20 protein-coding genes and 2 pseudogenes are annotated in these 26427 nt (G+C 58.9%); 12 read left to right on the top strand and 10 right to left on the bottom strand.

Annotation, left to right across the window (positions count from 1 at the left end):
- The first annotated feature begins 25 nt into the window (after positions 1 to 25).
- Positions 26 to 955, top strand: coding sequence for a pca operon transcription factor PcaQ (pcaQ, locus tag M5C71_RS03640; RefSeq protein ID WP_248767211.1), 930 nt, complete (start codon positions 26 to 28; stop codon positions 953 to 955).
- A 112-nt stretch (positions 956 to 1067) separates the two neighbouring features.
- Here pcaQ and M5C71_RS03635 read toward each other — a convergent pair whose 3' ends face one another.
- A complete protein-coding gene (locus tag M5C71_RS03635; protein ID WP_248767210.1) occupies positions 1068 to 2318 on the bottom strand; it encodes an OprD family porin in 1251 nt (416 codons plus the stop codon).
- Between the two features lie 134 nt (positions 2319 to 2452).
- Positions 2453 to 3781: an MFS transporter gene (locus tag M5C71_RS03630; RefSeq protein ID WP_248767209.1), complete on the bottom strand. Its 1329-nt coding sequence runs from the start codon at positions 3779 to 3781 to the stop codon at positions 2453 to 2455.
- 333 nt (positions 3782 to 4114) lie between these two features.
- Here M5C71_RS03630 and quiC point away from each other — a divergent pair, with 333 nt between their 5' ends.
- Positions 4115 to 6022, top strand: a complete 1908-nt coding sequence (quiC, locus tag M5C71_RS03625) for a 3-dehydroshikimate dehydratase QuiC (protein WP_248767208.1) — start codon at positions 4115 to 4117, stop codon at positions 6020 to 6022.
- Positions 6023 to 6089: 67 nt separating this feature from the next.
- A complete protein-coding gene (locus tag M5C71_RS03620; protein ID WP_103494875.1) occupies positions 6090 to 6767 on the top strand; it encodes a TetR family transcriptional regulator in 678 nt (225 codons plus the stop codon).
- A gap of 68 nt (positions 6768 to 6835) precedes the next feature.
- On the opposite strand, the gene M5C71_RS03615 is transcribed toward M5C71_RS03620, so the two are convergent.
- From M5C71_RS03615 to M5C71_RS03595, 5 genes are all read right to left on the bottom strand, one after another.
- Complete coding sequence (locus tag M5C71_RS03615) at positions 6836 to 7693, bottom strand: shikimate dehydrogenase (protein WP_152740350.1); 858 nt, start codon at positions 7691 to 7693, stop codon at positions 6836 to 6838.
- Positions 7694 to 7698: 5 nt separating this feature from the next.
- Entirely contained in the window at positions 7699 to 8139 is a 441-nt protein-coding gene (gene aroQ, locus M5C71_RS03610) for a type II 3-dehydroquinate dehydratase (RefSeq protein ID WP_103494873.1), read from the bottom strand.
- Between the two features lie 245 nt (positions 8140 to 8384).
- On the bottom strand, positions 8385 to 9305 hold the full coding sequence (locus M5C71_RS03605) for an aldo/keto reductase (protein WP_248767207.1): 921 nt from the start codon (positions 9303 to 9305) through the stop codon (positions 8385 to 8387).
- A gap of 95 nt (positions 9306 to 9400) precedes the next feature.
- Positions 9401 to 10393 (bottom strand): HD domain-containing phosphohydrolase, encoded by a 993-nt coding sequence (locus M5C71_RS03600; protein WP_218586094.1) that lies wholly within the window; start codon positions 10391 to 10393, stop codon positions 9401 to 9403.
- 16 nt (positions 10394 to 10409) lie between these two features.
- Positions 10410 to 13376, bottom strand: coding sequence for an MHYT domain-containing protein (locus M5C71_RS03595; RefSeq protein WP_248767206.1), 2967 nt, complete (start codon positions 13374 to 13376; stop codon positions 10410 to 10412).
- A gap of 377 nt (positions 13377 to 13753) precedes the next feature.
- Here M5C71_RS03595 and M5C71_RS03590 point away from each other — a divergent pair, with 377 nt between their 5' ends.
- Positions 13754 to 15259: a diguanylate cyclase gene (locus M5C71_RS03590; RefSeq protein ID WP_177100618.1), complete on the top strand. Its 1506-nt coding sequence runs from the start codon at positions 13754 to 13756 to the stop codon at positions 15257 to 15259.
- 30 nt (positions 15260 to 15289) lie between these two features.
- A complete protein-coding gene (locus tag M5C71_RS03585) occupies positions 15290 to 15673 on the top strand; it encodes a c-type cytochrome (protein WP_152740353.1) in 384 nt (127 codons plus the stop codon).
- A gap of 64 nt (positions 15674 to 15737) precedes the next feature.
- Here M5C71_RS03585 and M5C71_RS03580 read toward each other — a convergent pair.
- From M5C71_RS03580 to M5C71_RS03570, 3 genes and pseudogenes are all read right to left on the bottom strand, one after another.
- A pseudogene (locus M5C71_RS03580) lies at positions 15738 to 15869 on the bottom strand (GNAT family N-acetyltransferase); the annotation flags it as partial.
- 75 nt (positions 15870 to 15944) lie between these two features.
- A pseudogene (locus M5C71_RS03575) lies at positions 15945 to 16442 on the bottom strand (dienelactone hydrolase); the annotation flags it as partial.
- A 248-nt stretch (positions 16443 to 16690) separates the two neighbouring features.
- Complete coding sequence (locus tag M5C71_RS03570; protein ID WP_248767205.1) at positions 16691 to 18283, bottom strand: carbohydrate porin; 1593 nt, start codon at positions 18281 to 18283, stop codon at positions 16691 to 16693.
- 247 nt (positions 18284 to 18530) lie between these two features.
- Here M5C71_RS03570 and M5C71_RS03565 point away from each other — a divergent pair, with 247 nt between their 5' ends.
- The 7 genes from M5C71_RS03565 (at position 18531) to M5C71_RS03535 (ending at position 26403) form a co-directional block, all read left to right on the top strand.
- Positions 18531 to 19820, top strand: a complete 1290-nt coding sequence (locus tag M5C71_RS03565) for an MFS transporter (RefSeq protein WP_248746046.1) — start codon at positions 18531 to 18533, stop codon at positions 19818 to 19820.
- Between the two features lie 13 nt (positions 19821 to 19833).
- A complete protein-coding gene (locus M5C71_RS03560) occupies positions 19834 to 21309 on the top strand; it encodes a glycoside hydrolase family 32 protein (RefSeq protein WP_103494864.1) in 1476 nt (491 codons plus the stop codon).
- A 106-nt stretch (positions 21310 to 21415) separates the two neighbouring features.
- Positions 21416 to 22414: a LacI family DNA-binding transcriptional regulator gene (locus tag M5C71_RS03555; RefSeq protein ID WP_103494863.1), complete on the top strand. Its 999-nt coding sequence runs from the start codon at positions 21416 to 21418 to the stop codon at positions 22412 to 22414.
- Between the two features lie 243 nt (positions 22415 to 22657).
- Positions 22658 to 23635, top strand: a complete 978-nt coding sequence (locus M5C71_RS03550) for a 2-dehydro-3-deoxygalactonokinase (RefSeq protein ID WP_103494862.1) — start codon at positions 22658 to 22660, stop codon at positions 23633 to 23635.
- Positions 23636 to 23666: 31 nt separating this feature from the next.
- The gene (locus M5C71_RS03545) at positions 23667 to 24287 is read left to right on the top strand and encodes a 2-dehydro-3-deoxy-6-phosphogalactonate aldolase (protein ID WP_103494861.1); all 621 of its coding nucleotides are present in this window, start codon (positions 23667 to 23669) and stop codon (positions 24285 to 24287) included.
- Between the two features lie 48 nt (positions 24288 to 24335).
- The gene (gene dgoD / locus M5C71_RS03540; protein WP_103494860.1) at positions 24336 to 25484 is read left to right on the top strand and encodes a galactonate dehydratase; all 1149 of its coding nucleotides are present in this window, start codon (positions 24336 to 24338) and stop codon (positions 25482 to 25484) included.
- Between the two features lie 28 nt (positions 25485 to 25512).
- Entirely contained in the window at positions 25513 to 26403 is an 891-nt protein-coding gene (locus tag M5C71_RS03535) for an SMP-30/gluconolactonase/LRE family protein (protein WP_248767204.1), read from the top strand.
- Positions 26404 to 26427 lie beyond the last annotated feature (24 nt).

Genomic DNA, 26427 nt, shown 5'->3' with positions numbered 1-26427 from the left:
ATTCACCCGACAGGCAAGGTCCATAGTGAACATCGATACCCGCATCAAATTCCGCCATCTGCTGTGTTTTCTCGAAGTGGCCCGCCAAGGCAGTCTGACGCGCGCCTCGGACAAACTGGCGATCAGCCAGCCGGCGCTTTCCAAAACCCTCAAAGAGCTGGAAACCCTGCTGGCCACAACTCTGTTCGCGCGCAGTAAAAGCGGTGCGGTGTTGACTGAAGCCGGGGTGGCTTTTCTGCGTTATGCGGGGCCGAGTGTACAAGCGCTACGCGAGGGGGTGAACAGCCTGCGTTCCGGCGAGCATGAACCTGTCACCGCGAGGCTCGGCGTACTCTCCACCGTGGAAAGCTTGCTGGTACCGGAAGTCGTCTGCCGTTTGCACGCTCGACATCCTGCGCTGGTCGTCAGTGTGGTCACTGGGCCGAGTGCGTACCTGCTGTCCCAACTGCGGGTCGGTGAGTTGGACCTGGTGGTCGGCCGCATGACCGAGAGTCCGCAGATTCTTGGGCTGGCATTCGAACATCTGTACAGCGAGTCCATGACCTTGGTGGTGCGTAACGGCCATCCGCTATTGGCCGATTCGCGGGCGCCTAAAAATCTTGAAGACTACCCATTGGTATTGCCATTGGCGGGGACGACGATTCGCAAGTTCGCCGACAGTCTGTTTGTGCAGCATGGCATCAGCCCGCCAAGCCAGAGACTGGAAACCCTGTCATTAACCTTGAGCCGACGTTACGTGCAGTGCAGCCAGGCGATCTGGGTGGCGCCATTCGACGCTGTACGGCAAGACCTGAGTCGAGGTGAGTTGGTGGAGCTGGAGCTGGGGATTCGCGAGCCCGGTGGTTCGGTGGGGCTGTGCAGCAATCCGGCCCTGCCGATGTCATTGGCGGCCCAGTGGTGTGTGGATGTGCTGCGCGAGGTCGGGCAGGAGTATCGAGATGGACGTTATCCGTAACCATTTGGATAGGGGGGGCAATACTGCGTGAGGTGATATCGGGGGGAACTGCGCCACAGACTGCAACTCGGCAGGGCGCGCAGTTGACCGGCGCCCTGCTTTTTTCGTCTTGTTACAGCAGCGACAGCGGGTAGCTGATAATCAACCGATTCTCGTCGAACTCGTTGGTGCTGTAGTCTCGACGCATGTTTGAGTTACGTAGCCTCAGCGACAGGTTTTTGAGGGTGCCTGACTGAATGACGTAAGCCAGCTCCGACTCCCGCACCCACTCCCGGCCGTTGCTGGTAGTGGTGGTGTGCACGTTGTCGCCACGGATGTAGCGGTTCATTATCGTCAGGCCGGGGATGCCGAGGGCGGCGAAGTCGTAGTCATGCCGCAGTTGCCAGGAGTGCTCGCCGGCGTTGTCGAAGCTGGAGTTATAGCTGTCGTTGGCCAGTGTGCCGCCGCTGGTGCCATTGACCCGCATCCAGTTGTCGCCGTTGACCTTTTGCAGGCCGAGGTAAAAGGTGTTGGCTGCGTACCTTGCCGAAAACATCCCTGACCAGGTTTTGTTATCAAGATGACCTGCCAGATGGCTGCCATCGTCCTTTCCGGTGAAGAAACCGAGGTTGGCGCCCAGTATCCAATCGCCCATCGGCTGACGGTGAGTCAGGTTGAAATACTGCTGCTGGTAGATATCTTCCAATTGGGCATGCCACACGCCGACTTGGGTGCGATTGTCGTTGAAGGTGTATTCGGCACCACCAAAGTTGAAGCGGTCGGACGTCACCTTCGGCACGTTGAATAGCGACATGTCCTCCATGAGGCCATCGTTGCGTGGGCTGTTGCCACGGAACTGGCCGCCATAAAGCGTCAGGCCATCGATTTCCCTGGACGTGATCTGTCCCCCGCGAAAGGTTTGCGGCAGCGAGCGGCCGTCATCGGAGCGCAGGATGGGCAGTACGGGCATCCATTCCCCGACCTTCAACTCCGTCTTGGAAAAGCGCGCCTTGACGGCCACTCCAGTACGTCCGAAATCATCTGCCGGAGAGCCGTCACTGTGGATGGGCAGCAACTGCGTGCCCCCCGTGCCCTTGCTGCCATCGAGCTTCATTGAATACAGCCCCAGCACATCGACACCAAAGCCGACAGTGCCTTGGGTGAAGCCGGAGCGGGCGTCGAGGATGAAGCTCTGGGTCCACTCCTGGGCAGTGCGTTGCGCGTTGGCGGGGTTGACGAAATCACGATTGATGAAGAAGTTCCGAATATTCAGATTGACGTTGGCATCGTCGATAAATCCGGCTGCCTGGGTGGTGACTGGAACAAGGACGCTGGCGGCGATAGCGGCTGGAAGTGCGCTGATGAGATGGCGAATTTCGGGCATGGCAAGGGACCTTCTTATAGTTATATGAGGGCATCGAATTCGGGGCGGGTTAGTGCTTTTGAACATTTCTTGCGGGGAATGCTTCAAGAAAAGAGGCCTGGAGGACGGCCTCTTTTACCAACAATCAAGGGTGATCAGTCCTTGATGACTTCAACATTGCGGGGGGACATGAAGTACATCCAGATCAGGGCGATGAAGTACATCGCCGGGATCATCATGAGCAGCACGCTGTAGTTGTTGTTCGTCGCGGTCAGTACCGCGCCGACGATCTGGGTCATGAACATGCCGCCAATCGCAGCGCACATGCCACCGAAACCGAACACGGTACTGATCAGGTCCTTGGGCGTGTAATCCATCACCAGGCTCCAGATATTCGCAGTCCAGGCCTGGTGTGCGCCGACGGCCAGGGCGATGGCCAGTACCGCAATCCACAAGCCGCTGGCATGGGCGGCGAAAATCACGCTGATGATGGTGATCGCGAATATCAACATCGATAGCAGTCGCGATGTGGTCGCACGCATGCCGCGACCGATCAGCCAGGAAGAAAGTATCCCGCCGCCGATACTGCCGAAGTCGGCCGTCAACCAGATCAGCATGAGCGGAATGCCCATCTGGGTAACGCTGATGCCCAGGTTGTATTGCTGATTGAGGAACGGCGGCAGCCAGTACAGGTAGAACCAGAACACGGGAGCCGTGAGCGCATAGGCCAAGGCAAACGCCCAGGTGCCGCGCATACGCAGGATGCGTGAGAAGGGGACTTTGGCCGACGCCGGCTCGACGTCCTTATTGATGTAATCCAGCTCGCTTTGGCGCACGGTGGGGTGATCTTCGGGGTTGTGGTACTTCAAGCTCCACCACACCACCCAGATCAAGCCCAGCAGGCCCATGCAGATGAACGCCGCTTGCCAGCCCCATACGGACAGGATCAAGGGCAGCAGGGCAGGGGTCATCATCGCGCCAACGTTGGTCCCGGCATTGAATATGCCGGTCGCGACAGCGCGCTCACCGGCTGGGAACCACAGTCGCGTGGTCTTCATGCAGGACGGGTAGTTGGCGGCTTCGGTCAGGCCGAGAATGAAACGGCAGACCATGAAGCCGACGGCAGAGGTCGCCAGGCCATGGGCGCCCGTGGTGAAACTCCACAGCAACACGGCCAGGAAGAATGCACGCTTGACCCCGACCCGATCGATGAAGCGGCCTTGCAGCACAAAGCCGATGGCATAACCGACCTGGAACCAGAAGTTGATGTTGGCGTAATCCATCGCCGTCCAGCTCATTTCCTTGGCGAGGAGCGGTTGCATGATGCCAAGGGCGGCGCGGTCGATGTAGTTCAGTGTGGTGGCGAAAAATACCAGGGCGAGCATGCCCCAGCGGGTTTTGCCGACGGCCATGGCATCGCGGATTTTTTCACCGATACCCGGGGGCGCCGCAGTTGTGCGGGAAGTTACTTCGGTTTGAAACATGGCTAAGGCCCTATTCTTGAAATTGTTATGAGCTGGCGGGTGACACGACCGGGGACGATTAAATTCCCAAGGCATTGGCTAACGGTGTTGCGGGCTCGTCCTATGAATGTGCAGCTAGTTTTGAGCAGCGAGCGAAACAGCGTCAATTGGCAAAGGCGGCTTCTGTTCGATAATCGAACACAAAACTAACTGGTTAGTACATTTGTGATTGTCGTGCTAATTTCTCAAGCGAATAATTCGCTGCAGCACCCAGCATGGCCCCGAACAGGCTGATCAATCCGGTGCTTTAACAGGGCGGCCCGTAGTAGCCGCATTCATCCAGGAGCCCGCAGCATGCAGCGTTCGATTGCCACCGTTTCCTTGAGCGGCACCTTGCCGGAGAAACTCGAAGCCATTGCGGCCGCGGGTTTTGACGGTGTGGAAATCTTCGAAAATGATCTCCTTTACGATGATGGCAGTCCGCGCAACATCCGGCAGATGTGTGCTGATCTGGGTATCGCCATTACCTTGTTTCAACCGTTTCGCGACTTCGAAGGCTGCCGTCGTGATCGCTTGCAGCGCAATATCGACCGCGTCGAGCGAAAGTTCGACTTGATGCAGGAGCTGGGCACCGACCTGGTTCTGGTGTGCAGTAACACCGCTACGGATTCGCTGGGCGATGAACGCATTCTACTGGATGACCTGAGCCTGCTCGCCGAGCGCGCCGGCGCTCGAAACCTGCGGATTGGCTACGAAGCGCTGGCGTGGGGGCGTCATGTCAACACCTGGCAGCAGGTGTGGAACCTGGTACGCCAGGTCGATCACCCGGCGCTTGGCGTGCTGCTCGACAGCTTCCACACCTTGTCACTCAAGGGCGACCCCAGTGCCATTGCGCAGATTCCCGGCGACAAGATTTTCTTCGTGCAGATGGCTGATGCGCCGCTGTTGGCCATGGATGTGCTGGAGTGGAGCCGACATTTCCGCTGCTTCCCCGGCCAGGGGGAGTTTGATCTGGCCGGATTCCTCGCGCCAATCCTGCGTAGCGGTTACACCGGGCCGTTGTCGCTGGAAATCTTCAACGATGGCTTCCGTGCCGCGCCGCCTCGAGCCAACGCTGCGGACGGCCTGCGCTCGCTGCTGTACCTGGAAGAAAAAACCCGCAGGCTGTTGGAAAAAGACGTCGAGCCGATCAACACCGACATACTCTTCAACCCACCTTCGGCAAGCTGCTATGACGGCGTTGAGTTCCTCGAGTTCGCGGTAGATGAAGCCCAGGGCGCACGGCTGTCCACCTGGCTGGAGAACCTCGGCTTTGCCCGTCTCGGTCAGCATCGCTCGAAAGCGGTCAGCCTGCTGGGTCAAGGCGATATCAAGATCGTGCTCAACGCCGAACCCTATTCGTTCGCCCATAATTTTTTCGAGGCGCACGGCCCTTCGCTATGTGCCATGGCGTTACGGGTCGAGAACGGCAGTGCGGCGTTGGAACGCGCGCAGATGTACAAGGGGCAGCCATACCGTGGCCTGGTCGGTCCCAACGAACGCGAGATTCCTTCCGTACGTGCGCCGGATGGCAGCCTGATCTATCTGGTTGAACCGACCGAGGCGGGCAAGTCGATCTACGACAGCGATTTCAAGTTGGACCCACAAGCGATGCCGGGAGGAGGCTTGCAGCGCATCGATCACATGGCGATGGCGTTGCCTGCGGACAGTCTCGACAGTTGGGTACTGTTCTATAAAAGCTTGCTGGACTTCGAGGCCGACGACGAAGTGGTGCTGCCCGATCCCTACGGCCTGGTCAAAAGCCGGGCGTTGCGCAGCCAATGCAGCACCGTGCGTTTGCCGCTGAACATCTCGGAAAATCGTAACACGGCGATCTCCCATGCACTGTCCAGTTATCAGGGCTCAGGGGTGCACCATATTGCATTTTCCTGTGAGGATATCTTTGCTGAAGTCAGCCGCGCCAAGGCGGCTCAGGTGCCGCTGTTGGATATCCCGCTCAATTACTATGACGACTTGGCGGCGCGCTTCGACTTCGACGATGAGTTCCTCAGCGAGCTGGCCTATTTCAACGTGCTCTATGACCGCGATGCCCAGGGTGGCGAGTTGTTCCACGTCTACACGGAGCCGTTCGGCGACCGCTTTTTCTTCGAGATCCTGCAACGCAAGAAGGGTTATGTCGGCTATGGCGCGGCCAACGTAGCGGTGCGACTGGCCGCGATGGCCAAGTCCCGTAGAGGTGCCGTGCGCCAGGCCAGGCTCTGAATGAGACTTCCTTCCGGGAGACGCTCAGCCCATAATCGGGCGACTCCAACGCGGTCGTGAGCCCAGAATGACGAATTTCGCCGATGCCGGTGCACCTCAACCCCTCGAAGCACGGCACAAAGGCCGAAAAAACAACCCGGAACAAACCCGCAAGGACATCCTCCAGGCAGCCATTGTCGAGTTTGTCAGCCTGGGTTTGTCCGGTGCGCGGGTCGACGCCATCGCCGAGCGCACGAAAACATCGAAGCGCATGATCTATTACTACTTCGGTAGCAAGGAACAGCTCTACGTTGAAGTCCTCGAGAAGCTCTACGGCGACATCAGGCGAACAGAAAGTCAGCTGCAGCTGGCCGAGCTGGAACCACTGCAAGCCATCCAGCGCCTTGTGGAGTTCACGTTCGATCACCATGACCGCAATGTCGATTTCGTACGCATCGTCGGCATCGAAAACATCCACAACGGTGCCAACGTCAAGCAGTCCCCGGCGATTCGCTCGATGAGCCATCACGTCCTGGAGACAATCAAGGAAACGTTACTGCGCGGTGAAGCCCAAGGGGTTTTTCGTCGGGGCGTAGAGGCCATCGATTTGCATATGCTGATCAGTTCCTTCTGTTTTTATCGAGTCTCCAACCGGCATACCTTCAGTGAGATATTCCAGATCGATCTCTCCGAGGAACAGATCAAGCATCGGCACAAGGCGATGATTTGCGAGTCGGTGCTGCACTACTTGCAGGCCGGCATCTGATATTCACGCTCCCGCGCGAAGACCCGCGGCGGCGCGATTGATAGACGCACCGCCTCGGTTTTTCGGGCTCAGCTGTTCATGCTGTTAAAGTGCGCCTGCATGCGCTCGGCGTCGGCCGGGCACTCAGTGAACAGCTCGAAGGCCTTGACTGCCTGGAACACGGCCATGCTGCCGCCATCCAGCGTGCGGCAACCCAAGGCGCGAGCCTGTTTGAGCAGCTCGGTTTCGAGTGGGAAGTAGACGATCTCGGCCACCCATAACCCGGCGTGCAGAAGTGTCACCGGCAGTGGCGTGCCAGGCAGTTTTGCCATGCCCACCGGGGTGGTATTGACCACGCCATCGGCCGCCGCAAGGGCTGCTGCTAGATCCCGCCCGACAATTGCCCGTCCAGCTCCGAAGTGTGCGTTCAGGTTATCAACCAGAGCCTGGGCGCGACTCGGATCGACTTCAAATATCGCCAGTTGCCCGACCCCTTCGGACAGCAACGCATGTGCCACCGCCGCACCGGCGCCGCCGGCCCCCATCTGTATCACACGGTGACGTGCGGCCTGGGCAAGACCACGGCGAAACCCCTCGGCAAACCCAAGGCAATCGGTGTTGTGGCCGATACGCTTGCCCTCCCTGAACACCACCGTGTTGACCGCGCCAATACCGCGCGCCTCGTCAGAAAGCTCATCGAGCAAGGGGAGGATGGCCTGCTTGCAGGGATAGGTGATATTGAGCCCGGTGTAACCCATCCGTTCAGCGCTCTTGAGCAGTTCGGGCAGCCCGTTGACGTCGAGTTTCAAGGCATCCAGATCGATCAGCCGATACACATAGCGAATGCCCTGGGCATCACCTTCCTGTTCGTGCATGGCCGGTGTACGCGAGGCTTGGATACCAGCACCAATCAGGCCGGCCAGTACGGATTTCTTGTTCAGGTTCATGGCGATCAGACTTTCAATAAGTGGGCGAAATGTTCAAGGGCGAGACGGTAGCCGTGGGTTCCCATTCCGCAAATCACGCCGACAGCAATGGCCGAGACAAATGAGTGATGGCGGAACTCTTCACGTTTGTGCACGTTGGACAGGTGCACTTCGATCACCGGTAACTCTGCGGCGATCAAGGCGTCGCGGATCGCCACGGAGGTATGGGTCCAGGCTGCCGGGTTGATCACGATGCCTCCACAGCGACCTCGGGACTGATGAATCCAGTCGATGAGTTCACCTTCATGATTGGTTTGGCGAAACTCGATTTGCAGACCGTGAGAGGCGGCCGTGCGTTCACACAGATCGGCGACATCAGCCAGTGTTTCGTAGCCGTAAGTGGCCGGCTCACGAGTGCCCAGCATGTTCAGGTTCGGGCCATTGAGCACCAGGATTACATGAGTCATTGCAATGACCTCCATTGTTTTTTTCACGCATCGGCAGAGGCAGCCAAGCAGGCGTCGTGAAAATGTACTAAATGGTTAATTTCGTCAACGGGGTGGCGCATCGATGTTGAGCCTGAGCGAAGGCCGAAAAGCCAACGAGAGGGCACACGTCGGCCGCAAAGCGTGATGGGCAGGGAGGTTCGGCTCTGGTGCCGGGTTTGGGAGAGCCGTTTGAGTCAGAGAAAACCTGTGCGGTTATCGCCCATCTACGGCACCTCATGGCCCTGTGCCGAGCTCAGAAGCTCGAACCAGTGATCTTTCGTCAGCGTTAGCTGGCAGGCATCTACCGACTCACGTAGCACCTCGATGCGTCTCGAGCCCGAGATGAGCAGTGGCCGGCTGGGCAGTGCAAGCAGCCAAGCCATCAGGATCGTTGTAGCAGGCGCACCCAGTTGCTCTCCCAGGTGCGTCAGGGTCTCCCTGACTCGGCTGGCCACGGGGTCCGAATCGGTAAAAATACGCCCGCCACCGAGCGGCGACCAGAGCATGGGCGCGCACTTGAGCTGTTGAGCCTGGTCGAAGGTCCCATCATAGAGAGGGGCCAGTTGCAGCAGCGAACATTCGACCTGGTTGGTCACCAGTGACAGACCGTTGGCGACCATTCTGTCCTGGAGCAGGGCGAACTGGGAGGGGGTAAAGTTCGAGACACCGAAATCCCGTACTTTTCCTGCCTGATGCAACGCCTTGAAGGCCCGTGCAACCTCATCCGCATCCATCAACGGATCGGGACGGTGGATCAGCAGCACATCCAGGTACTCGGTATGCAGGGCGCGCAGTGAGTGCTCGGCCGAGGCGACAATGTGCTCGAAACCGGTGTCATAGGTCTTGAGTCGATGCTCCGGCCGCCGAGACGAGAGCAACTTGATTCCGCACTTGCTGACCAGTTGCATCTGTTCGCGCAAATGCGGGGCGGCGGCGAGCACTTCGCCAAACAAGGCTTCAGACTGATAGTTGCCGTAGATGTCCGCGTGATCGAAGCTTGTCACTCCGAGTTCGAGCGCGGCTTCAATCAGTTGCCGGCGCTCATGGACGGACAGCGACCACTCGCTCAAACGCCACATGCCAAAGATGATCCGCGAAAACTCCGCCCCTTGTGGGGTGAGGGATACTCGTGATGAGGTGCTCATTAATATTTCCCTATCATCCTTGCTCATGACGTTATGGACCAGGCAGCCCTTCGTGACACTCGGATTCAACTGAGCGGGAAGCCAGGCGCAAGCGCTCAGGATTCAGCATCGGCCCAGCGTTCGCGTATCTTGAGGATTTCAGGCAGGCAGTCCAGAAATATCCCTACCAATTCAGGGTCGAAATGCTGGTTGCATTGCTGGCGTATCAGTCCTACGGCGTCCTCGACAGACCAGGCGCGTTTATAGGGCCGCTCACTCGTGAGGGCATCGAACACATCGGCTATGGCGACCACACGGGCGACATGGGGAATATCTTCACCGGCGAGTCCACTGGGGTAGCCGCTGCCGTCCCATTTTTCGTGATGGCTCAGCGCGATAATTTGCGCCGTATGCAGCAGCCCTGAAGGGTGGTCACCGATAATTTTGGCGCCGATCACGGTGTGCTGGCGCATGATCTGCCATTCATCGTCCGTGAGCTTGCCAGGCTTTTGCAGGATGGCGTCGGGGATACCGATCTTGCCGACGTCGTGCATCGGCGCGGCATGCAGTAAATCATCCGCTGCGTAGCGGCTATAGCCCGCGGCCAGGGCCAGCGTCTGCGCATAGTGGCTCATGCGTATGACGTGCAGGCCGGTCTCGTTGTCCTTGAACTCGGCCGCCGTGCCCAGGCGCTGGATGATCTGCAAGCGTGTATCGCGCAGCTCCTGTGCCTGCACGAGCGACAAGTGGGTGCGCACGCGGGCTTTGACGATACCGGGATGGTAGGGCTTGCCTATGTAGTCGACCGCGCCCAGTTCCAGGCCGCGTGTCTCGTTGTCGACCTCGCTCAGCGCGGTGACGAAGATCACGGGGATGGCGCTTGTGCAGGGATCCTGCTTGAGTGCTGTGCAGACGTCGTAGCCTGAAAGGCCTGGCATCATGATGTCGAGTAAAATCAGGTCCGGGCGATCAGTGCGCACAAGTTCCAGGGCCTTGTACCCGTCTTTGGCGAAGAGTAGTCGGTAGTCATCCTGCAGCGTGTGGCGCAGGACCTGAAGATTGATTGCCTCATCATCGACCAGCAGCAAGGTCGGGCGTTGGTCTGTCATTCGCTTCATAGCCGGCTCACGCTTGGGGTTCCGTGGCATGGGTGGTGACGAGCTGCAGCAGCAGCGTGTGAGCGTGGTCTAACTCAAAGGTATCAACCGCAGTCCGCAAAGCTTGGACTTGCGCACGTTCGCCGAGACTTTCCAGGCCCGTGCACACCTTCTCCAGTACCGCATCGTTCAATTCACTGTGCTCAAAGCATGTCAGCAGAGTCTGCATGTGGGCGAGGAGTTCGGGCTCCAGCATGGGCGGTTGAGGTACTTTGTTATCGACGACGAGTGCCTCACTGGCCTGTAGCTCCTTGGCGGCTGACTGCAGCAAGAGGCGCAGTTGGGTGATTTGCGGTCGTGCTTCCTCGCGCCATCCTGTCCTGACCATGTCCTCCAGTGTGCTGGCCAACTCAGTCACGGCCGGTAGGGCAAGATTACCCGCTGCGCCGTGAATGCTATGGAGACTGAGCAGTGTCGCCTCCCAATCAACTGAGCGCTCTGCTTCATCCGGGAGTGGATGGTTGACCGCCGTTGCGCTCAGGAACTGCTCAAGCGCTTTGGCCAATCTCGTTTTACTGCCCCATAGCGAGGTGCCGGCTATCCAATCGATCAACTGGGATGGCGGTGGGGTTCGATCCTGCTCGCGGGAGGACGAGGGGCGACGTTCGAGGTTCAGCACCTGCGCGATCTCATCGAATAACCGTGGCGCGTCCAGTGGCTTTACGGCAAAGCCGTCCATTCCGGCCTGGCGTGCGGTTTTCCGGTCCTCGGCCATCACGCTGGCGGTAAGCGCAATGACGGGGGTGTGAGGGCGAGAGTGGGTGCGTTCGTACTGGCGGATCAGCCGGGTGGCTTGCAGGCCGTCGGTGCGAGGCATATGGACATCCATCAGCACCAGGTCGAAGTGTTCAGTCCTGAATTTCTCTACCGCCTCATCCCCATCATGAGCCATCACGATGGTGTGTCCGCCGGCGCCCAGTGTCAGTGTCAGGAGCTCCAGGTTTTGGGCGACGTCGTCGGCGATCAGGATCTTCAGGGGCGGCAGTGCCTGATGGTAGGTCGTGGGTTTAAGGGCCGCGGGTTTTTGTCCGATGGGCAGGGGCAGCAGCACGTGGAAGGTGCTACCGCATCCGAGCGCGCTTTCGACCTCGATACGGCCGCTCATCTGCTCGACCAACTGGCGCGCGATCGTGGTGCCTAACCCCGTGCCACCGAAACGACGGCTGATGGAAGCATCGGCCTGCGTAAACGGTGCAAATATCGACTCGGCCTGCTGGGGCGTCATACCGATGCCCGTGTCCTTGACCTTCACATGCACACCGTCGGGCTCATGGCTGAACGAGATATCGACGCGACCGTGTTCAGTGAACTTGATGGCATTGCCGACCAGGTTGGTCAGTATCTGCAGGATGCGCAGCGGATCGCCGCGGAAGTATTCATTCATGTCGCTCGGGTAGTGCGTGGAGAGGGTCAGGTGCTTGGCGTGTGCCCCCAGTCGCAGGGAGGACTCGATCTGCAGTGCCAGGCCTTTGAGCGAGAAATCTATGGCCTCAAGTGCCAAGCTGCCATGTTCCATCTTCGAGGTGTCGAGGATGTCGTTGATCAACCCGAGCAGGGATCTTGATGATTGCCGTACGGTGTTCAGGTGGTTGCGTTGGATCGATGTCAGATCCCCCTGCAACAAGAGCTCGGTGAAGCCGATGATGGAGTTCATCGGCGTGCGGATTTCGTGGCTCATATTGGCCAGAAAGGTACTTTTGGCCGTAGCCGCGCGTTCGGCCCGTTCAGCGGTCTCGCGCAGCGATGCCTCCAGTGTATGGCGTTCGGTGATGTCGGTCACGAAACCGACGAACAGCAGCTCGTTGGGCAGATCAACACGACCGACGGCCAGGCGCATCGGCATCAGGCTGCCGTCTTTGCGCAAGCCCATGACTTCTCGACCTATTCCGATGATCTTCGGTGTGCCGGATGTCTGGTAATTGTGGAGGTAACTGTCATGCCGAGACTGGTCGGGTTCGGGCATCAGCATCTTGATGTTACGGCCGAAGACTTCCTCGGCCGTCCAGCCGAACAGCCGTTCCGCCGAGTGGTTGAAGCTCTGGATCAATCCATGGCTGTCGATGGTAATGATGCCGTCGACGGCGGTGTCGAGGATGGCACGCATGCGTGACTTGCTGTCCTCGATCTTGAGGTTGTTCTCCTCCATCGTCTGGTACAGCTTGCGTGAGTGCATCAGTCCATTGAGCGCAAATACCAGCACAGTCACCGTGACGGTGAAGGTGGAAAGCGCAAACGAGGCGAAGGTCGCGTTGATCAGTACGCTGGCGGTGGCGTTGTCCGGGGTGCCGATGAAGCGTACGGCGGCCATGCCGGTGTAGTGCATGCCGGCGATCGCCGAGCCCATGAAGGTGCCACTGATCAGTAGCCGCCTGATTGAGTTGAGCGCGGTGTGTTGCAGTCCGTAACTCACCCACAGCGCAAACACCGCGAGGCTGATCGCCAGCAAGATAGAGAGGGCAAAGGTGAGGGGGTCATAGCGCATCTGCAACGATGTTTGCATCGCGGCCATCCCGATGTAATGCATCGTGCCAATGCCTAAACCCACCAGGGTGCCGCTCATGACGAGGTGCGGCAGCGTCACTTCCCGCCTTGTCAGCATCAGCAAGGCGAACCAGGACGCCACGCAGGCGGGTAGCAGGGAGAGCAGGGTCAGGGCGGTGGCGTAGTTGACGTGGGTGTGGAGGTCGAATGACAGCATGCCGATGAAGTGCATGGTCCAGATGCCGCCACCCAAGGCGATTGCGCCAGTGCTGATGGCGACGTGCCGATACCAGGCGTTTTCAGCTTTGCGCGCGATCTGTGCCGTTTGCAACGACATCGTCGCCGAAAAGATCGACACCAGAATCGAGAGCAGCACCAGGCCCGAATTGTGGGAGCCGTGCACATAGGGCATATCGATTGAAGTGTCGATGAAAAAGGCTTTTAACCCTTCCATATGGCGTTCATCTCTTTGTAGGGAGGGTCATCGATTCCATGAGAAGGCGTCCATGGGAAGCCATTCATTGGATCCGCCTTTTTCGAGGCGCGGGTAGCAACTTCCTGTGTCGGCGACCTCTTTAAGTTCTTGAATGCTTTTCGAGTGGGAAGACTCACCTTGAAGCGAGGATGCGCTCGCCAGGGGGATGCAACTCATCGGTTTGCTTGTCCTGCTGATCAGCTCGGCAGTCTGCATCTTCCTCCCTCATCACTCTGTTGCTGCAGCGATCCACGACTACTTGTATCCTTGTTCAAGAAAAGGACGAATGGCTGCCGCTATTGCCTTGGTCCAATAGTCGCTGAAACGGAAAACCGGACTTTCCATAAGGTTGTAATGTGAAGCGTGATACCCATCTGGTTGTGCTTTTGCTGTTGGTTATCGGTTGCTCCCTGGCATCACTGACGGTCTGGAAGGTGTTGGCCTCTCGAGATCGAGCGCTGGAAGAAGTGAACGTCCATGGCTTGAACCTTACCCAGGCGCTTGCTACTTATTCCGAAGGCATCGTCCGCCAAAGCTCGCTGCTTTTGCTCGGGCTGGTCGAACGGCTGGAAACCGAAGGTAGCGGGCCTGCGCAGATTCAACGGCTGAGTGCATTGGTCAGCCGCCAGGAGCCGCTGATGCCACAGCTCAGTAGTATTGCGATCTACGATAATCAGGGCCGCTGGTTGATGTCCTCCAACCGGCCGATTCCAGTCGGGGCGAACAGTACTGATCGTGCCTATTTCATTCATCACCGTGACGATCCATCCCGTGAGATCTTTATCGGTCCGCCAATCCAGAGCCGATCTAATCAGGAATGGGTGATCACCGTCAGCCGCCGTTTCAATAATCCTCACGGTGCCTTTGCCGGGGTAGTGGCGGTCACCTTGGGGATCGAAAACTTCCTGCGGTTGTTTGGAACGATCGACCTAGGGCAGGAGGGCGCTATCGGCTTGTCCTATACCGACGGTACGTTGCTGGTTCGCTATCCTTTCCGTGAGCAGGACATGGGACGCAACTTTTCCAAGTCGCCCATCTATGCAAAGTATCTTGTCGATCGATCAGTCGGCACTGCGTCGTTTACCTCCAGTCTGGACGGCGTGGAGCGGCTCTACGCTTTCCGAAAGAGTGACCGGCTGCCGCTGATAACGACTGTGGCACTAGGCAAGCGCGAAGCCCTCGCCGCGTGGCGAACGGAGGCACTGCTGTCGGCGGTGGTGGTGACGGGGTTGTTGGGGCTCACCGGTGTTATCGGCTGGTTCTTGATCCTGGATATCCGTCGGCGAACCCAGGCGGAAGATCAGTTGCGTGGAGCTCAGCAACAGTTGCTCTCATCGAATCGGCAGCTTGAGTTGCTCGCGATGAAGGATGCCCTGACCGGTTTGGCAAATCGGCGCTGCTTTGATGAGAGCCTCGCCATGGAGGCTCGGCGAGCACAGCGTGAGGGTACGACGCTGGCATTGATGATGATCGATATCGACTACTTCAAGCGCTTTAACGACTCGTTCGGGCATGTGGCAGGAGACGCATGCCTGCAGACGGTTGGCAGAATCTTCGAGGCGTGCGTAAGGCGACCGTCAGATCTGGTGGCACGTTATGGCGGAGAGGAGATGGGCATCATCATGCCTGACACCGACAGTGACGGTGCCGCGGTGGTGGCGCAACTTATCCTCGACCGTTTGAAGCAAGAAAACATTGCGCACAACACCAGCCCATTCGGACGGCTGAGTGTGAGCATTGGGATTGCCACAGCCACGGGGTCTCAACTGGACCATTTGCAAGGGTTGATTGAGGTGGCAGATCAGGCTCTCTATAACGCCAAGGCGTTCGGACGTAACCAGTTTGTGAGTGGCGGGTTGTGATCTGATTGATACAACAGGGCTATATGGAAAATGAAAGTGAAAATATTATTCATCGCGTCGCTGGGCATTTTATCGCTCATTCAAGCATCACTGTCTTTTGCGGATAACGCCAATGGAAAAAATCTCTATTCACAGAGATGTGCCATGTGCCACGGAGCAGATCTCAAGGGAACAGGACCATTGGCTAATAAAAGCAATCCTCCTGCACCTGACCTCACAACATCCGTTTTCAAAAAACGACTAAATGATTATCCGGGCGTTATTGTGTCATCGATAATACTTCGTCCAAATGGAGACTTGATTCCAAAAACGTTGCGAGAGAATGGTGTAAAACTATCGCCATTCGCTTGGAAGGTTCAGGATTTTCGCGATTTAAATCAATATATGAAGGGTGTAATTTCAAAAAGTCGATGATTTTTAGAGGTTGAAGATGGATCGCTCACTTAGGTGTGTTTGCCATTGGCTTACCGAGATCCGTCTAGCCGCTCCAGCTGACAGCATGCCTGCTGGCGCGGACATAATAATTATCAAACTCACCACTTTCGACGAACTCAAAGCCATGACGAATGTAAAAGCGATTTGAGGCGCTTTCTTTGAGTTCAACTGACCCAGAGCAAGGCGGGTGAGCCTTGGATCGAGACCGTTTCACAATTAATCCGCACCCTCTCATCCTGGAACCAAACACTTAGAGCGATTGCGTCAGGAACTCGCTGATCACACCAAGCACTTGCTGCTGGATCAGCGCCCGTGGGCGGCCCCCATCACCATCCCGGCAGATGATCCCGTCACCGGGGTCGTTTTGCTCAATCAGTTGCACAGCGCCCGGTTTGCAGGGGGCCATGAAGCTGAAGTGGGTGGCGTCGCTGATTTCCAGGTAGCGCACTGACGCTTGAGGCAGGCGCCTGGCCAAGTCGGCTGACTCCAACCTTGCCGGCAGTTCTTCCGAGGGCCAACCAGCGGCAATCACCAGTACTGGTCGGTGCAGGTCTGCAAGGCTTTTATCGGTGAAGCCTCGGGACAGGCCGAGGTCCAATGAAACGATGGCGGCCACGCGCGGGTCGCTTAAATTACTCGACAAGCGCTGCCGGGATTCGGCGGTGGCCCCGGCCTGAATATCTTGATAAACCTTGCAGCCGGCAAGTACAGGATGAGCCGTGCAGTCCTCGGCAAAGCGTTGCGGATCCTGCGTGTGGGGACCCCGGCGTTTACGTAGGGCCAATAAAATCGATCAGAGAACAGGCTGCATCCAGCCGACACGCTGTCATCAAGCTCCCGGCCGATAGACTTTTCATTCTCCGGTGGCTGGGCCGTCTGTCGCAGATCGTAGCAGCTGGTTCAGCCAGCTGACCATCAGACGGGTAGAAAGCGGCTCACCCTGGCCTGCAACAGTTCGATCAGTTCAGGCGCCATCATGTAGCCGAAGCTCGTCCGCTAGAACCAGGTTTCCATTTGCACCCCCAGTTGCCAGACGCCTCCAGACCTGAAGCCCTTCTGGCCGAAATCATCGGTTGAGCTGAAGTTATCGAGGTTCCTCGACCAGTTCATATAGGTGGCGAACAGGCGCAATTCAGGGCGGGTGAAGAAGTCGCCGGTTTGCAGCTTGAAGGTGGGCGCCAAGGTGAGTTTCCAATAGTCGCCGTCGGCTGTATGGCGGCCGGCATAGCCCCGCGCATCCAGGTCCATGGTCTGCCAGCTCAGCTCATATTGCATTTCGAAGTTGCGGCTCAGTTCATTGGCCAATCGCACGTTGAGCGTCAAGTAGCGATAGTCGTCGCCGGGGACATAGCGATCCTGGCTATGTTCGGCAATCAGGGTCGGTGCGATGCGCCAATCGTCATTCAGGCGAGTATGACCATAGAGTGCCAGCCGCAACGTCTGGGCCTGCTCAAGCAAGTCGCCATCGGCGCCAATGTTGTTGACCTCCGCTCCCAGTCCTTTGCCGTACAGCAACGCGGCTTTGAAATAGCCTTCACGACCGAAAAAGTCTGGTCGATGGTAGGCGAACAGGCCATGGGAGCCGCTTTCGGCAGGGCTGAACCCCGCCGCATTCAGCCGGGTGCCGCCGTCCATCAGCCTGGCGTCGTTCTGGCTTGAAGTAATACCATTGAGCATGAGCTGCCAGCGACCATCATCGAAAAATTGGTTGAGGGTCGCGACATAGCTCCGGATGTCCTTGTTTTCCTCTGTACCGAAATCACCGTAGGAACGGCTCATCAGGGAGGCATTGATGCGCCAGTTATCGGCAAGGCGGACGTCGTAGATCCCGCCACCGGTCCCGGCCAGGAACACAATGCCCCGGTCAAGCCAATGGATGTCGTAATTGTCTCGATCAAAGCGCTTGCCGGCCCATAAGGTCGCGTCGCGCAGCATGGGGGTGTTCTGGAATGACGCCAGATGGCTGAGCTCGGCATAGGACTGGCGCACATTGAGCGAGCTTTGCGCCGCGGTCCAATCGTTGGGGGTTTCCACACCGTCCGCGATCTCAAACAGGTACTTGGAGCGCGTGCCGTTATCGGCTTGGCTTTGTTTCGAGAATTTCGCCTCTGCGTAGGTGTCCACCTCATTGCCAAGGCGCCCAACCGACCCACCAATCGACCCTGCGGGGGTGATGTTGGGGCCGCCCCGACCGGCGCCGCCGCCATCGGTCATCATCCCGGAACGGGCATACGCGCTAAAGGAGAAACCTTGCGCGACGTCCTGGATCGAATCAACCGAAGAGGCGAGGGGCGAGGTGCGCTGCTCCATGGACTGCTGGCGTGTTTCAATCCCGGCGACTCTCTCGCCTGGAGGCAATTGCGTTGTCGTGGGTGACGCGGCATTGACGGCGAGCTGACTCTTGAGGCGCTCGACCTCCCTGTGCAATTGGACAACGTCGGTTTCAGCCGTCGCTGCCCGCTTCTCGGCGGTGGCGGTCCTGGCCTCCAACTGAGCGAGACGCTCCTCAACGGTCAAGGCTGGTTCGGCAAGCAGGTTGGTGGTTGAAAAAAGCAGGGCAAAGATACCCAGAAGCGGCGTATTACGCATGCTGACCCTCTTGTTTTTGTATTGGGGCACTACACACCTTTCAAACGAGTCCTTGTCCCTGGTCGAGCAGGCATTTGCGAGAGATCGCAAGTGTTCCTGGAGTCGCCGGCAGCGCGGCTTTTACCCAGTTTGCGTATCGCGATATCACCGGCAGTTGCACTCAACCCACTTGACAACGAGCCCGTCCAGGACGCGTAATGTGGTGCGATGTTAACGTTAACTAAAATAAAAACAAGAGGACTGTTCCATGTCGATCTCAATGAAACGTGAGTACTGGCTCATCAGTGGTTTGCTGTATTTCTTCTTCTTCTCGTGGTCATCCAGCTACTCGCTGTTCTCGATCTGGCTGCATCGAGTCATCGGCCTGAATGGCACGGAAATCGGCTTTGTTTTCGCGGCCAACGCCATTGCGGCGCTGCTGATTCAGCCGTTCTATGGCGCGCTGCAGGATCGGCTTGGCCTGTCGAAAAAACTGCTGGTGTGGATTGGCATCCTGCTCTGCGCGGCGGCCCCGTTTGCGATTTACGTATATGCCCACCTGCTGGCTCAGAACGTGGTGTTGGGGGCTTTGGTCGGAGCGGCTTTTCTGGCCTTGGCCATGCTCGCGGGCGTGGGCGTGATCGAGTCCTACACGGAGCGATTGTCGCGTCACGCGGGCCTTGAGTTCGGGACCACCAGAATGTGGGGTTCGCTGGGCTGGGCCAGCGCGACGGGTGTGGTTGGCGTGGTCTTCAACATTGACCCGGATATCGCGTTTTACCTGAGCAGCGCTGCCGGCGTTGCGTTCTTGTTGATCCTCTCCAGGCTGGATTTGAGCCGCTTCAGTCAACCCGGCGTAGCCGGAAAGGGGGCAGCGATGCCCGTGCGCGTGCACGATCTCTGGAAGTTGCTGAGGCTACCGCGTTTTTGGGCATTCAGCTTGTACCTGACCGGTGTGTGCGGGATCTACATGATCTACGAACAACAGTTTCCGGTGTATTTCTCCTCTTTCTTCCCGACCCCGGAGGAGGGCACCCGTGCTTATGGCTACCTGAATTCATCGCAGGTGCTGCTTGAGGCCGTATTGATGTTGTTCGCGCCATGGGTGGTCAGCCGTACAGGCGCCAAGTACGGACTGATTCTGGCGGGCAGCATCATGTTCGTGCGGATCCTGGGCTCCGGGCTGGCCATGCAAGCCTGGACCATCGCCGCCTGCAAGATGTTGCACGCGTTGGAAGTGCCCATCCTCCTGGTTTCGGTATTCAAGTACATATCGCTCAACTTCGATTCGCGCCTGTCCGCCTCGATCTATTTGGTGGGCTTCCAGTTCGCCCAGCAATTGACCGCGATGCTGCTTTCGCCTCTGGTGGGCTACGGCTACGACCATGTCGGTTTCTCGAGTGTTTACGTGCTGATGGCTGGCCTGGTCGGCGGGTGCCTGCTGTTGTCATGGACCTTGTTGCGCACCGATCCAGCCGGCACCTCTTCTCCCGCCAAGGTTACCGAACCGCTGGAGCTTCCGGCCATTGTTCAATCCGCCACTCGTTACGAACCCTAGTAAGGATCACACCATGCACGCTGCACTGCTGGATGAAGCGCATCGCGCCATCGAAAGAACAATACCCGAACGCGGCGATGACTATCGCCTCGGCTATCACCTGTCGCCTCCGGCGGGATGGATGAATGATCCGAACGGGCTGGTTCATTTTCGCGGTGAATACCATGTGTTCTACCAGCATCACCCATACTCTGCGCACTGGGGCCCGATGTACTGGGGGCATGCCAAGAGCCGCGACCTGGTGCATTGGGAGCATTTGCCCATCGCCTTGGCGCCCAGTGATAGCTACGATCGGGACGGGTGTTTTTCAGGATCGGCGGTGGTCATGGATGACAGGCTTTATCTGATCTACACCGGGCACACCTGGTTGGGTGCTTCGGGTGATGACCGGAACATCCGCCAGGTCCAATGCCTGGCCAGCAGCACAGATGGTCTCTCGTTCACGAAACACGGGCCGGTGATCGAGACGGCACCGGATCCGGACATCATGCATTTCCGTGACCCCAAGGTCTGGCGGCAAGGCGAGCAATGGTGGATGGCTCTGGGGGCACGCCAGGGAGACGACCCGCAGTTGCTGCTTTATCGCTCGGAAGACCTGCGGCACTGGCAATACCTGGGCTGCGCCCTGAAAGGTGTTTGCGAGTCGGACGGCTACATGTGGGAGTGTCCGGATCTGTTCGAGCTCGGCGGGTGCGACGTCTTTCTCTATTCGCCGCAAGGTTTGAAACCCGACGGCTACGATAACTGGAACAAGTTCCAGAACAGCTATCGGCTGGGTCAATTGGATGACCGCGGGCATTTGAGCGAGTGCGGCAAGCTGTACGAGCTTGACCACGGTCACGATTTTTATGCCGCACAGACACTGCTGGCGCCAGACGGGCGACGTTTGCTTTGGGCGTGGATGGATATGTGGGACAGCCCGATGCCGAGCCAGGCGCAACACTGGTGCGGCGCGCTTTCGTTGCCGCGCGAGTTGAGTCGCGACGGTGAACGGTTGCGCATGCGCCCGGCCCGAGAACTGAAAGCGCTACGGCAAGCCAGGCGAACGCTGCAGATCGGCGTGATCGAATCACGCTATTGCTCACTGGATGTTCGCGGTGCACTGCTGGAGTTTGAACTCGAACTGGACCTCGCGGGTAGCACCGCCGAGCGCTTTGGCCTGGCGCTGCGCTGCAGTGAAGACCAGCAAGAACGCACATTGCTGTACTTCGATGCCATGGCCCGACGTTTGGTGCTCGACAGGCAATGCTCGGGCACCGGCGTAAGCGGTGTTCGCAGCGTACCGGTGGCGCCAGGGCAGCAGCAAATCGCCCTGCGGGTCTTTCTTGATCGTTCGTCCATCGAGGTGTTCGTCGACGATGGCACCTATAGCCTGACCAGTCGGATTTACCCACGGCCCGACAGCCTCGCCGTCAGTGCATTCGCGGTCAATGGGGCAGGGCGGTTCGGGGAAACTGCTGTCTGGGATCTCGCCGATCTGCGGCTCTGATGACAGCGGATGTGCCATGGGCGGCCGTCGGCCGCCGGTCATGGTGTTGTTATGCATTTACCAAGCATGACATGATGCCCGGCCAGACAAGCAATGGCACCCGCGAATGGCTTCAGTTAAAGATGTCGCACGGCTGGCGGGGGTTTCCTTCATGACCGTTTCCAGGGCACTCAACACCCCGGAAAAACTGAACCGGGAAACCCTGGCGAAGGTTCGTCAAGCGATTGAGACCCTGGGTTATGTGCCCAGCCTTTCAGCTCGCAAGATCCGTGGTGGTCACTCCAGTGGCAAGACCATTGGCGTCTTCGCGCTTGATACCGCGACAACGCCTTTCGCCGTGGAAATGCTCCTTTCAATGGAGCGCACGGCACGGGAAAACGGCTGGAACGTTTTCATCCTCAACGTGTTCGAAGCGCCGCCGGACCAGCAAACCATCGATCTGATGCTGTCGCATCAGCCCGACGGAATCATCTTCAGCGCCATGCAGTTACGCACGGTCGAAATCCCCCAGGTACTGCACAGCCTGCCTCTGGTGCTGAGCAACTGCATAAGTGCGGAACCCGGCGTTGCGTGCTACATACCGGACGATGAAGAGGGGCAGTATCTGGCGGTAAAAAACGCATTGAAACGTGGCTACCGGCGTCCGCTGTGCATCAGCCTGCCGCAAAGCAGCCTGGCCTGGGAGTGGCGTCAGCGCGGGTTGGTTCGCGCCCTCGCCGAGGTCCGCCTGTCGGCGGACGATATTCCCCAATACAATCTGTCGACCGACGACGCCTATCAGGAAACAATGGTCGCGTTGGAACAGCAATTGCGCGGCCCGGAGGGCAAGCCGGCGTTTGACCTGCTTATCTGTGGCAACGACCGCATTGCGCTGGTCGCCTATCAATACCTGCTCAGCCGTGGCCTGCGTATTCCAGAGGATGTGGCGGTCCTTGGCTACGACAACATGATCGGGGTGGCCGAGTTGTTCTATCCGCCGCTGAGTACCGTGCAACTACCGTACTACGAGATGGGGCGCCGTGCCGCCGAGCATGTGATTCAAGGCCGGGACGACCCTTCGACTCACAGGGTTGCATGCCCGCTCGTCGAGCGTGAGTCCTGGTGACGGCGCTCATCTACGAAACGCCATATTTCCAGCCCCGCGCACAATTCTGCGATCACTCATAAACCCTCGGAAAGCTGACCAGCCACGGCACCAAGCAGTGGTTGGTTAAGTTCGTTCAATTTAAAACAAATATCCCTATATGTGGGATGTATAAATATATATTGAGATTTGTTTAAGCCAGGGTCTATAGTCGCCCCATCAGCTCTACGCACTCACTGTCCAAAAATAAATTCAGGTGAAGCGATGCAGGCGCAATTGATCGCGCTCGATTGGGGAACCACCTCACTTCGGGCTTACAAACTCGCTGCTGGCGGCCAGGTGCTCGAACAGCGCTCGCTGTCGTCGGGGATCATGCAGTTGCCCAGTGGGCCGCGGATGATCGCCAGCCAGATGTGCACCGATGGTTTCGAATTGGCGTTCGACGACGCCTGCGGCGACTGGCTGGAGGCGCAGCCCGAGCTGCCAGTGATCGCCTGTGGCATGGTCGGCAGCGCCCAGGGCTGGCGCGAAGCCGCTTACTGCGACACCCCGGCGAATGTCGCCAACCTCGGTACTTCCTTGCAAACCCTGCGCAGCCTGCGCGGCGTCGAGGTGCATATCGTGCCCGGCGTCATCCAGCGCTCACCGCTGCCGAATGTGATGCGCGGCGAAGAGACCCAGGTCCTCGGTGTCCTGCAAAGCCTGTCGGCGGGTGCTGGCGACAATCTGCTGATCGGCTTGCCGGGCAGCCATTCGAAATGGGTCGAAGTGGCCGACGGTTGTATCGTGCATTTCGACACCTTCATGACCGGCGAGTTGTTCGCCATCCTCAGCGAACACAGCATTCTGGGCCGCACTCAACAACGCGGTGCGACCTTTGATGGGCTGGCGTTTGATCGCGGCGTACAGGTGGCATTGTCCACTGACGGCGAGATCGGCCCGCTTTCGACCTTGTTCAGTGCCCGCAGCCTTGGCCTGACCGGCGAGCTGAGTGCCACCGGGCAAGTCGACTACCTGTCGGGTTTGTTGATCGGTCACGAACTCGTGGCCCTCGCCGACGTACAGCGTCGTCGACGCAACGGCAGCCACTTGCCCTCGATCATTCTTATCGGCAATTCCCAACTTTGTGCCCGCTACAGCCGGGCGCTCGATGCCTGCGGCTTTGCCCCGGTGAGCCTGGCCGAACAGGCCACCGAGCGCGGGTTATGGCACCTGGCCGAAGCGGCCGGGCTGCTCGGCTGAGCGTCTGCGTTCAACTACCAGGAGGTCTGACATGCTCAAGCAAGCACTGGCGAAAAACGGGCTGATCGCGATCCTTCGCGGCCTGCGTCCGCAGGAGGCGGCGGCCATCGGCGAGGTGCTTTACCAGGCCGGTTTTCGCGTTATTGAAGTGCCCCTCAATTCGCCTGAACCCTACGAAAGTATTCGCATCCTGCGCAGCCTGTTGCCCGCCGATTGCCTGATCGGCGCCGGTACGGTGCTGACCCCGGAACAGGTCGGGCAAGTGAAGGCGGCCGGCGGCCAGGTGATCGTCATGCCCCACAGTGACCCCAAGGTCTTGCGCGCGGCCAAGGCGGCGGGCCTGTACCTGTCGCCGGGTGTCGCCACGCCGACCGAAGCCTTTGCCGCGTTGGCCGAAGGCGCCGATGTCCTGAAGATGTTCCCGGCCGAGCAAATGGGCCCGGCGGTGGTCAAGGCCTGGCTGGCGGTGCTGCCGGCAGGAACCTTGCTGATCCCGGTCGGCGGGATCACACCGGACAATATGCGGGTGTTTGTCGAGGCGGGCGTCAGCGGTTTCGGCCTCGGTTCCGGGCTGTTCAAGCCGGGCCTGACACCTGACGAAGTGGCTGTCCGCGCCAAGGCTTATGTGCAGGCCTGGAACGCATTGCGTTAAGACTTTCCGGCGCCGTGGGCGCTGCCTCTGAACAAGAGAGACAACACGATGAAAATCACCAGACTGACCACCTTTATCGTTCCACCACGCTGGCTGTTCCTCAAGGTCGAAACCGACGAGGGCGTGACCGGCTGGGGCGAGCCCGTGGTCGAAGGCCGCGCCCATACCGTCGCGGCGGCCGTGGATGAGCTGTCGGACTATCTGATCGGCAAGGACCCGCGCAATATCGAAGATATCTGGACCGTGCTCTATCGCGGCGGTTTCTACCGTGGTGGCGCGGTGCATATGAGCGCCCTGGCCGGGATCGACCAGGCGCTCTGGGACATCAAGGGCAAGGCGCTCGGGGTCTCGGTCAGCGATCTGCTGGGCGGGCAGGTTCGCGACAAGATCCGGGTGTATTCGTGGATCGGTGGCGACCGTCCGGCCGACACCGCTCGGGCTGCCCGGGAAGCCGTCGAGCGGGGTTTCACCGCCGTCAAAATGAACGGTACTGAAGAACTGCAGTTCGTCGACAGTTTCGAAAAAGTCGACCTGGCGCTGGCCAACGTCGCCGCCGTGCGCGATGCGGTGGGGCCGAATGTCGGTATCGGCGTGGACTTCCATGGCCGGGTCCACAAACCCATGGCCAAGGTGCTGATGAAGGAGCTCGACGCCTACAAGCTGATGTTTATCGAAGAGCCGGTGCTCAGCGAAAACTACGAAGCTCTCAAAGAACTGGCGCCGCTGACCAGCACGCCAATTGCCCTGGGTGAGCGCCTGTTTTCCCGTTGGGATTTCAAGCGGGTGCTCAGCGAAGGTTATGTCGACATCATCCAGCCGGATGCTTCCCATGCCGGCGGCATCACCGAAACCCGCAAGATCGCCAATATGGCCGAAGCCTATGACGTGGCCCTGGCGCTGCATTGCCCGCTGGGTCCGATCGCGCTGGCGGCGTGCCTGCAGCTGGACGCGGTTTGCTACAACGCGTTTATCCAGGAGCAGAGCCTGGGCATCCATTACAACGAAAGCAACGACCTGCTGGACTACGTCAAGGATCCGCGGGTGTTCGATTACGACAAGGGCTTCGTGAAGATCCCCAACGGCCCGGGCCTGGGCATCGAGATCAACGAGGAGTACGTCATCGAACGCGCGGCCATCGGCCACCGCTGGCGCAACCCGATCTGGCGCCATGCCGACGGCAGCTTTGCCGAGTGGTAAGGCCATGGATCAGACAGGAGGATTAGTCATGCAATGGCAAGCGGTGAGCGAACAGCGCTTCATGTTGTCGGAAGGCCCGTTCTGGGACGGTCCGACCCAGGCCCTGTACTGGGTGGATATCGCCGCTCGGCTGGCCTGCCGCCTGAGTGGCGGGCACTACCAGCAGTGGCAGTTGCCCGAAGCCGTGTCGGCATTCATCCCGTGCGAGCGCGGTGATGCCTTGTTAACCCTGGCCAGTGGCGTTTATCGCCTTGATCTCGACTCGCCGTCGCAGCAGCCGGTCCTGAGCCTGTTCTGCGTGGCCGACCCGGTGAGCGGCAACCGTGCGAACGAAGCCCGTTGCGATGCGCAGGGAAGACTATGGTTGGGCAGCATGCAGAACAACCTGGCCGCCGATGGCAGCGACTTGCCGATCACCCGGCGTTCAGGCGGCTTGTTCCGGGTCGATCCGGATGCTCGCGTCATTCCTTTGCTGGAGGGGCAGGGCATCGTCAACACCTTGCTCTGGGACGCCACGGGCACGCAGCTCTACTGCGCCGATAGCCTTGATGGCCAACTCTATCGTTATGCCATCGAGGCCGATGGTTCCCTGGGCGCGCGCAGCCCCTGGGGCCAACCATCCAGCCGTGGTGTGCCGGACGGTTCGGCCATGGACAGCCAGGGCTATGTCTGGAATGCCCGCTGGGGCGGTCATTGCCTGATTCGCTATGCCCCCGACGGCACGCTCGACCGGGTCATTGAGTTACCCCTCGAGTACCCCACCAGCTGTGTTTTCGGCGGGCCCGATCTGTCCACGCTTTACGTCACCAGCGCCCGGCCGGCGGGCAGCAGGGAAGGGAAAGATGGGGCTCTGGACGGCGCGTTATTGATGGCCGACGTTGGCGTGAAAGGCTTGGCCTGCCAGCGTTTTTCCGGCTGAACATCTGACTGACAGGAGTATTTG

This window comes from Pseudomonas sp. MWU12-2345 (genome assembly GCF_023242385.1).
Taxonomy (GTDB): domain Bacteria; phylum Pseudomonadota; class Gammaproteobacteria; order Pseudomonadales; family Pseudomonadaceae; genus Aquipseudomonas; species Aquipseudomonas gingeri_D.
The sequence above is the reverse complement of the archived record's forward strand: the minus strand, read 5'-3'. Positions and strand labels throughout refer to the sequence as shown.

Excerpts from the sequence above, each read along its gene's own strand:
- M5C71_RS03635 (WP_248767210.1), bottom strand. The coding sequence starts at position 2,318 with ATGCCCGAAATTCGCCATCTCATCAGCGCACTTCCAGCCGCTATCGCC.
- M5C71_RS03630 (WP_248767209.1), bottom strand. The coding sequence starts at position 3,781 with ATGTTTCAAACCGAAGTAACTTCCCGCACAACTGCGGCGCCCCCGGGT.
- quiC (WP_248767208.1), top strand. The coding sequence starts at position 4,115 with ATGCAGCGTTCGATTGCCACCGTTTCCTTGAGCGGCACCTTGCCGGAG.
- M5C71_RS03620 (WP_103494875.1), top strand. The coding sequence starts at position 6,090 with ATGACGAATTTCGCCGATGCCGGTGCACCTCAACCCCTCGAAGCACGG.
- M5C71_RS03615 (WP_152740350.1), bottom strand. The coding sequence starts at position 7,693 with ATGAACCTGAACAAGAAATCCGTACTGGCCGGCCTGATTGGTGCTGGT.
- aroQ (WP_103494873.1), bottom strand. The coding sequence starts at position 8,139 with ATGACTCATGTAATCCTGGTGCTCAATGGCCCGAACCTGAACATGCTG.
- M5C71_RS03605 (WP_248767207.1), bottom strand. The coding sequence starts at position 9,305 with ATGAGCACCTCATCACGAGTATCCCTCACCCCACAAGGGGCGGAGTTT.
- M5C71_RS03600 (WP_218586094.1), bottom strand. The coding sequence starts at position 10,393 with ATGACAGACCAACGCCCGACCTTGCTGCTGGTCGATGATGAGGCAATC.
- M5C71_RS03595 (WP_248767206.1), bottom strand. The coding sequence starts at position 13,376 with ATGGAAGGGTTAAAAGCCTTTTTCATCGACACTTCAATCGATATGCCC.
- M5C71_RS03585 (WP_152740353.1), top strand. The coding sequence starts at position 15,290 with ATGAAAGTGAAAATATTATTCATCGCGTCGCTGGGCATTTTATCGCTC.
- M5C71_RS03570 (WP_248767205.1), bottom strand. The coding sequence starts at position 18,283 with ATGCGTAATACGCCGCTTCTGGGTATCTTTGCCCTGCTTTTTTCAACC.
- M5C71_RS03565 (WP_248746046.1), top strand. The coding sequence starts at position 18,531 with ATGTCGATCTCAATGAAACGTGAGTACTGGCTCATCAGTGGTTTGCTG.
- M5C71_RS03560 (WP_103494864.1), top strand. The coding sequence starts at position 19,834 with ATGCACGCTGCACTGCTGGATGAAGCGCATCGCGCCATCGAAAGAACA.
- M5C71_RS03555 (WP_103494863.1), top strand. The coding sequence starts at position 21,416 with ATGGCTTCAGTTAAAGATGTCGCACGGCTGGCGGGGGTTTCCTTCATG.
- M5C71_RS03550 (WP_103494862.1), top strand. The coding sequence starts at position 22,658 with ATGCAGGCGCAATTGATCGCGCTCGATTGGGGAACCACCTCACTTCGG.
- M5C71_RS03545 (WP_103494861.1), top strand. The coding sequence starts at position 23,667 with ATGCTCAAGCAAGCACTGGCGAAAAACGGGCTGATCGCGATCCTTCGC.
- dgoD (WP_103494860.1), top strand. The coding sequence starts at position 24,336 with ATGAAAATCACCAGACTGACCACCTTTATCGTTCCACCACGCTGGCTG.
- M5C71_RS03535 (WP_248767204.1), top strand. The coding sequence starts at position 25,513 with ATGCAATGGCAAGCGGTGAGCGAACAGCGCTTCATGTTGTCGGAAGGC.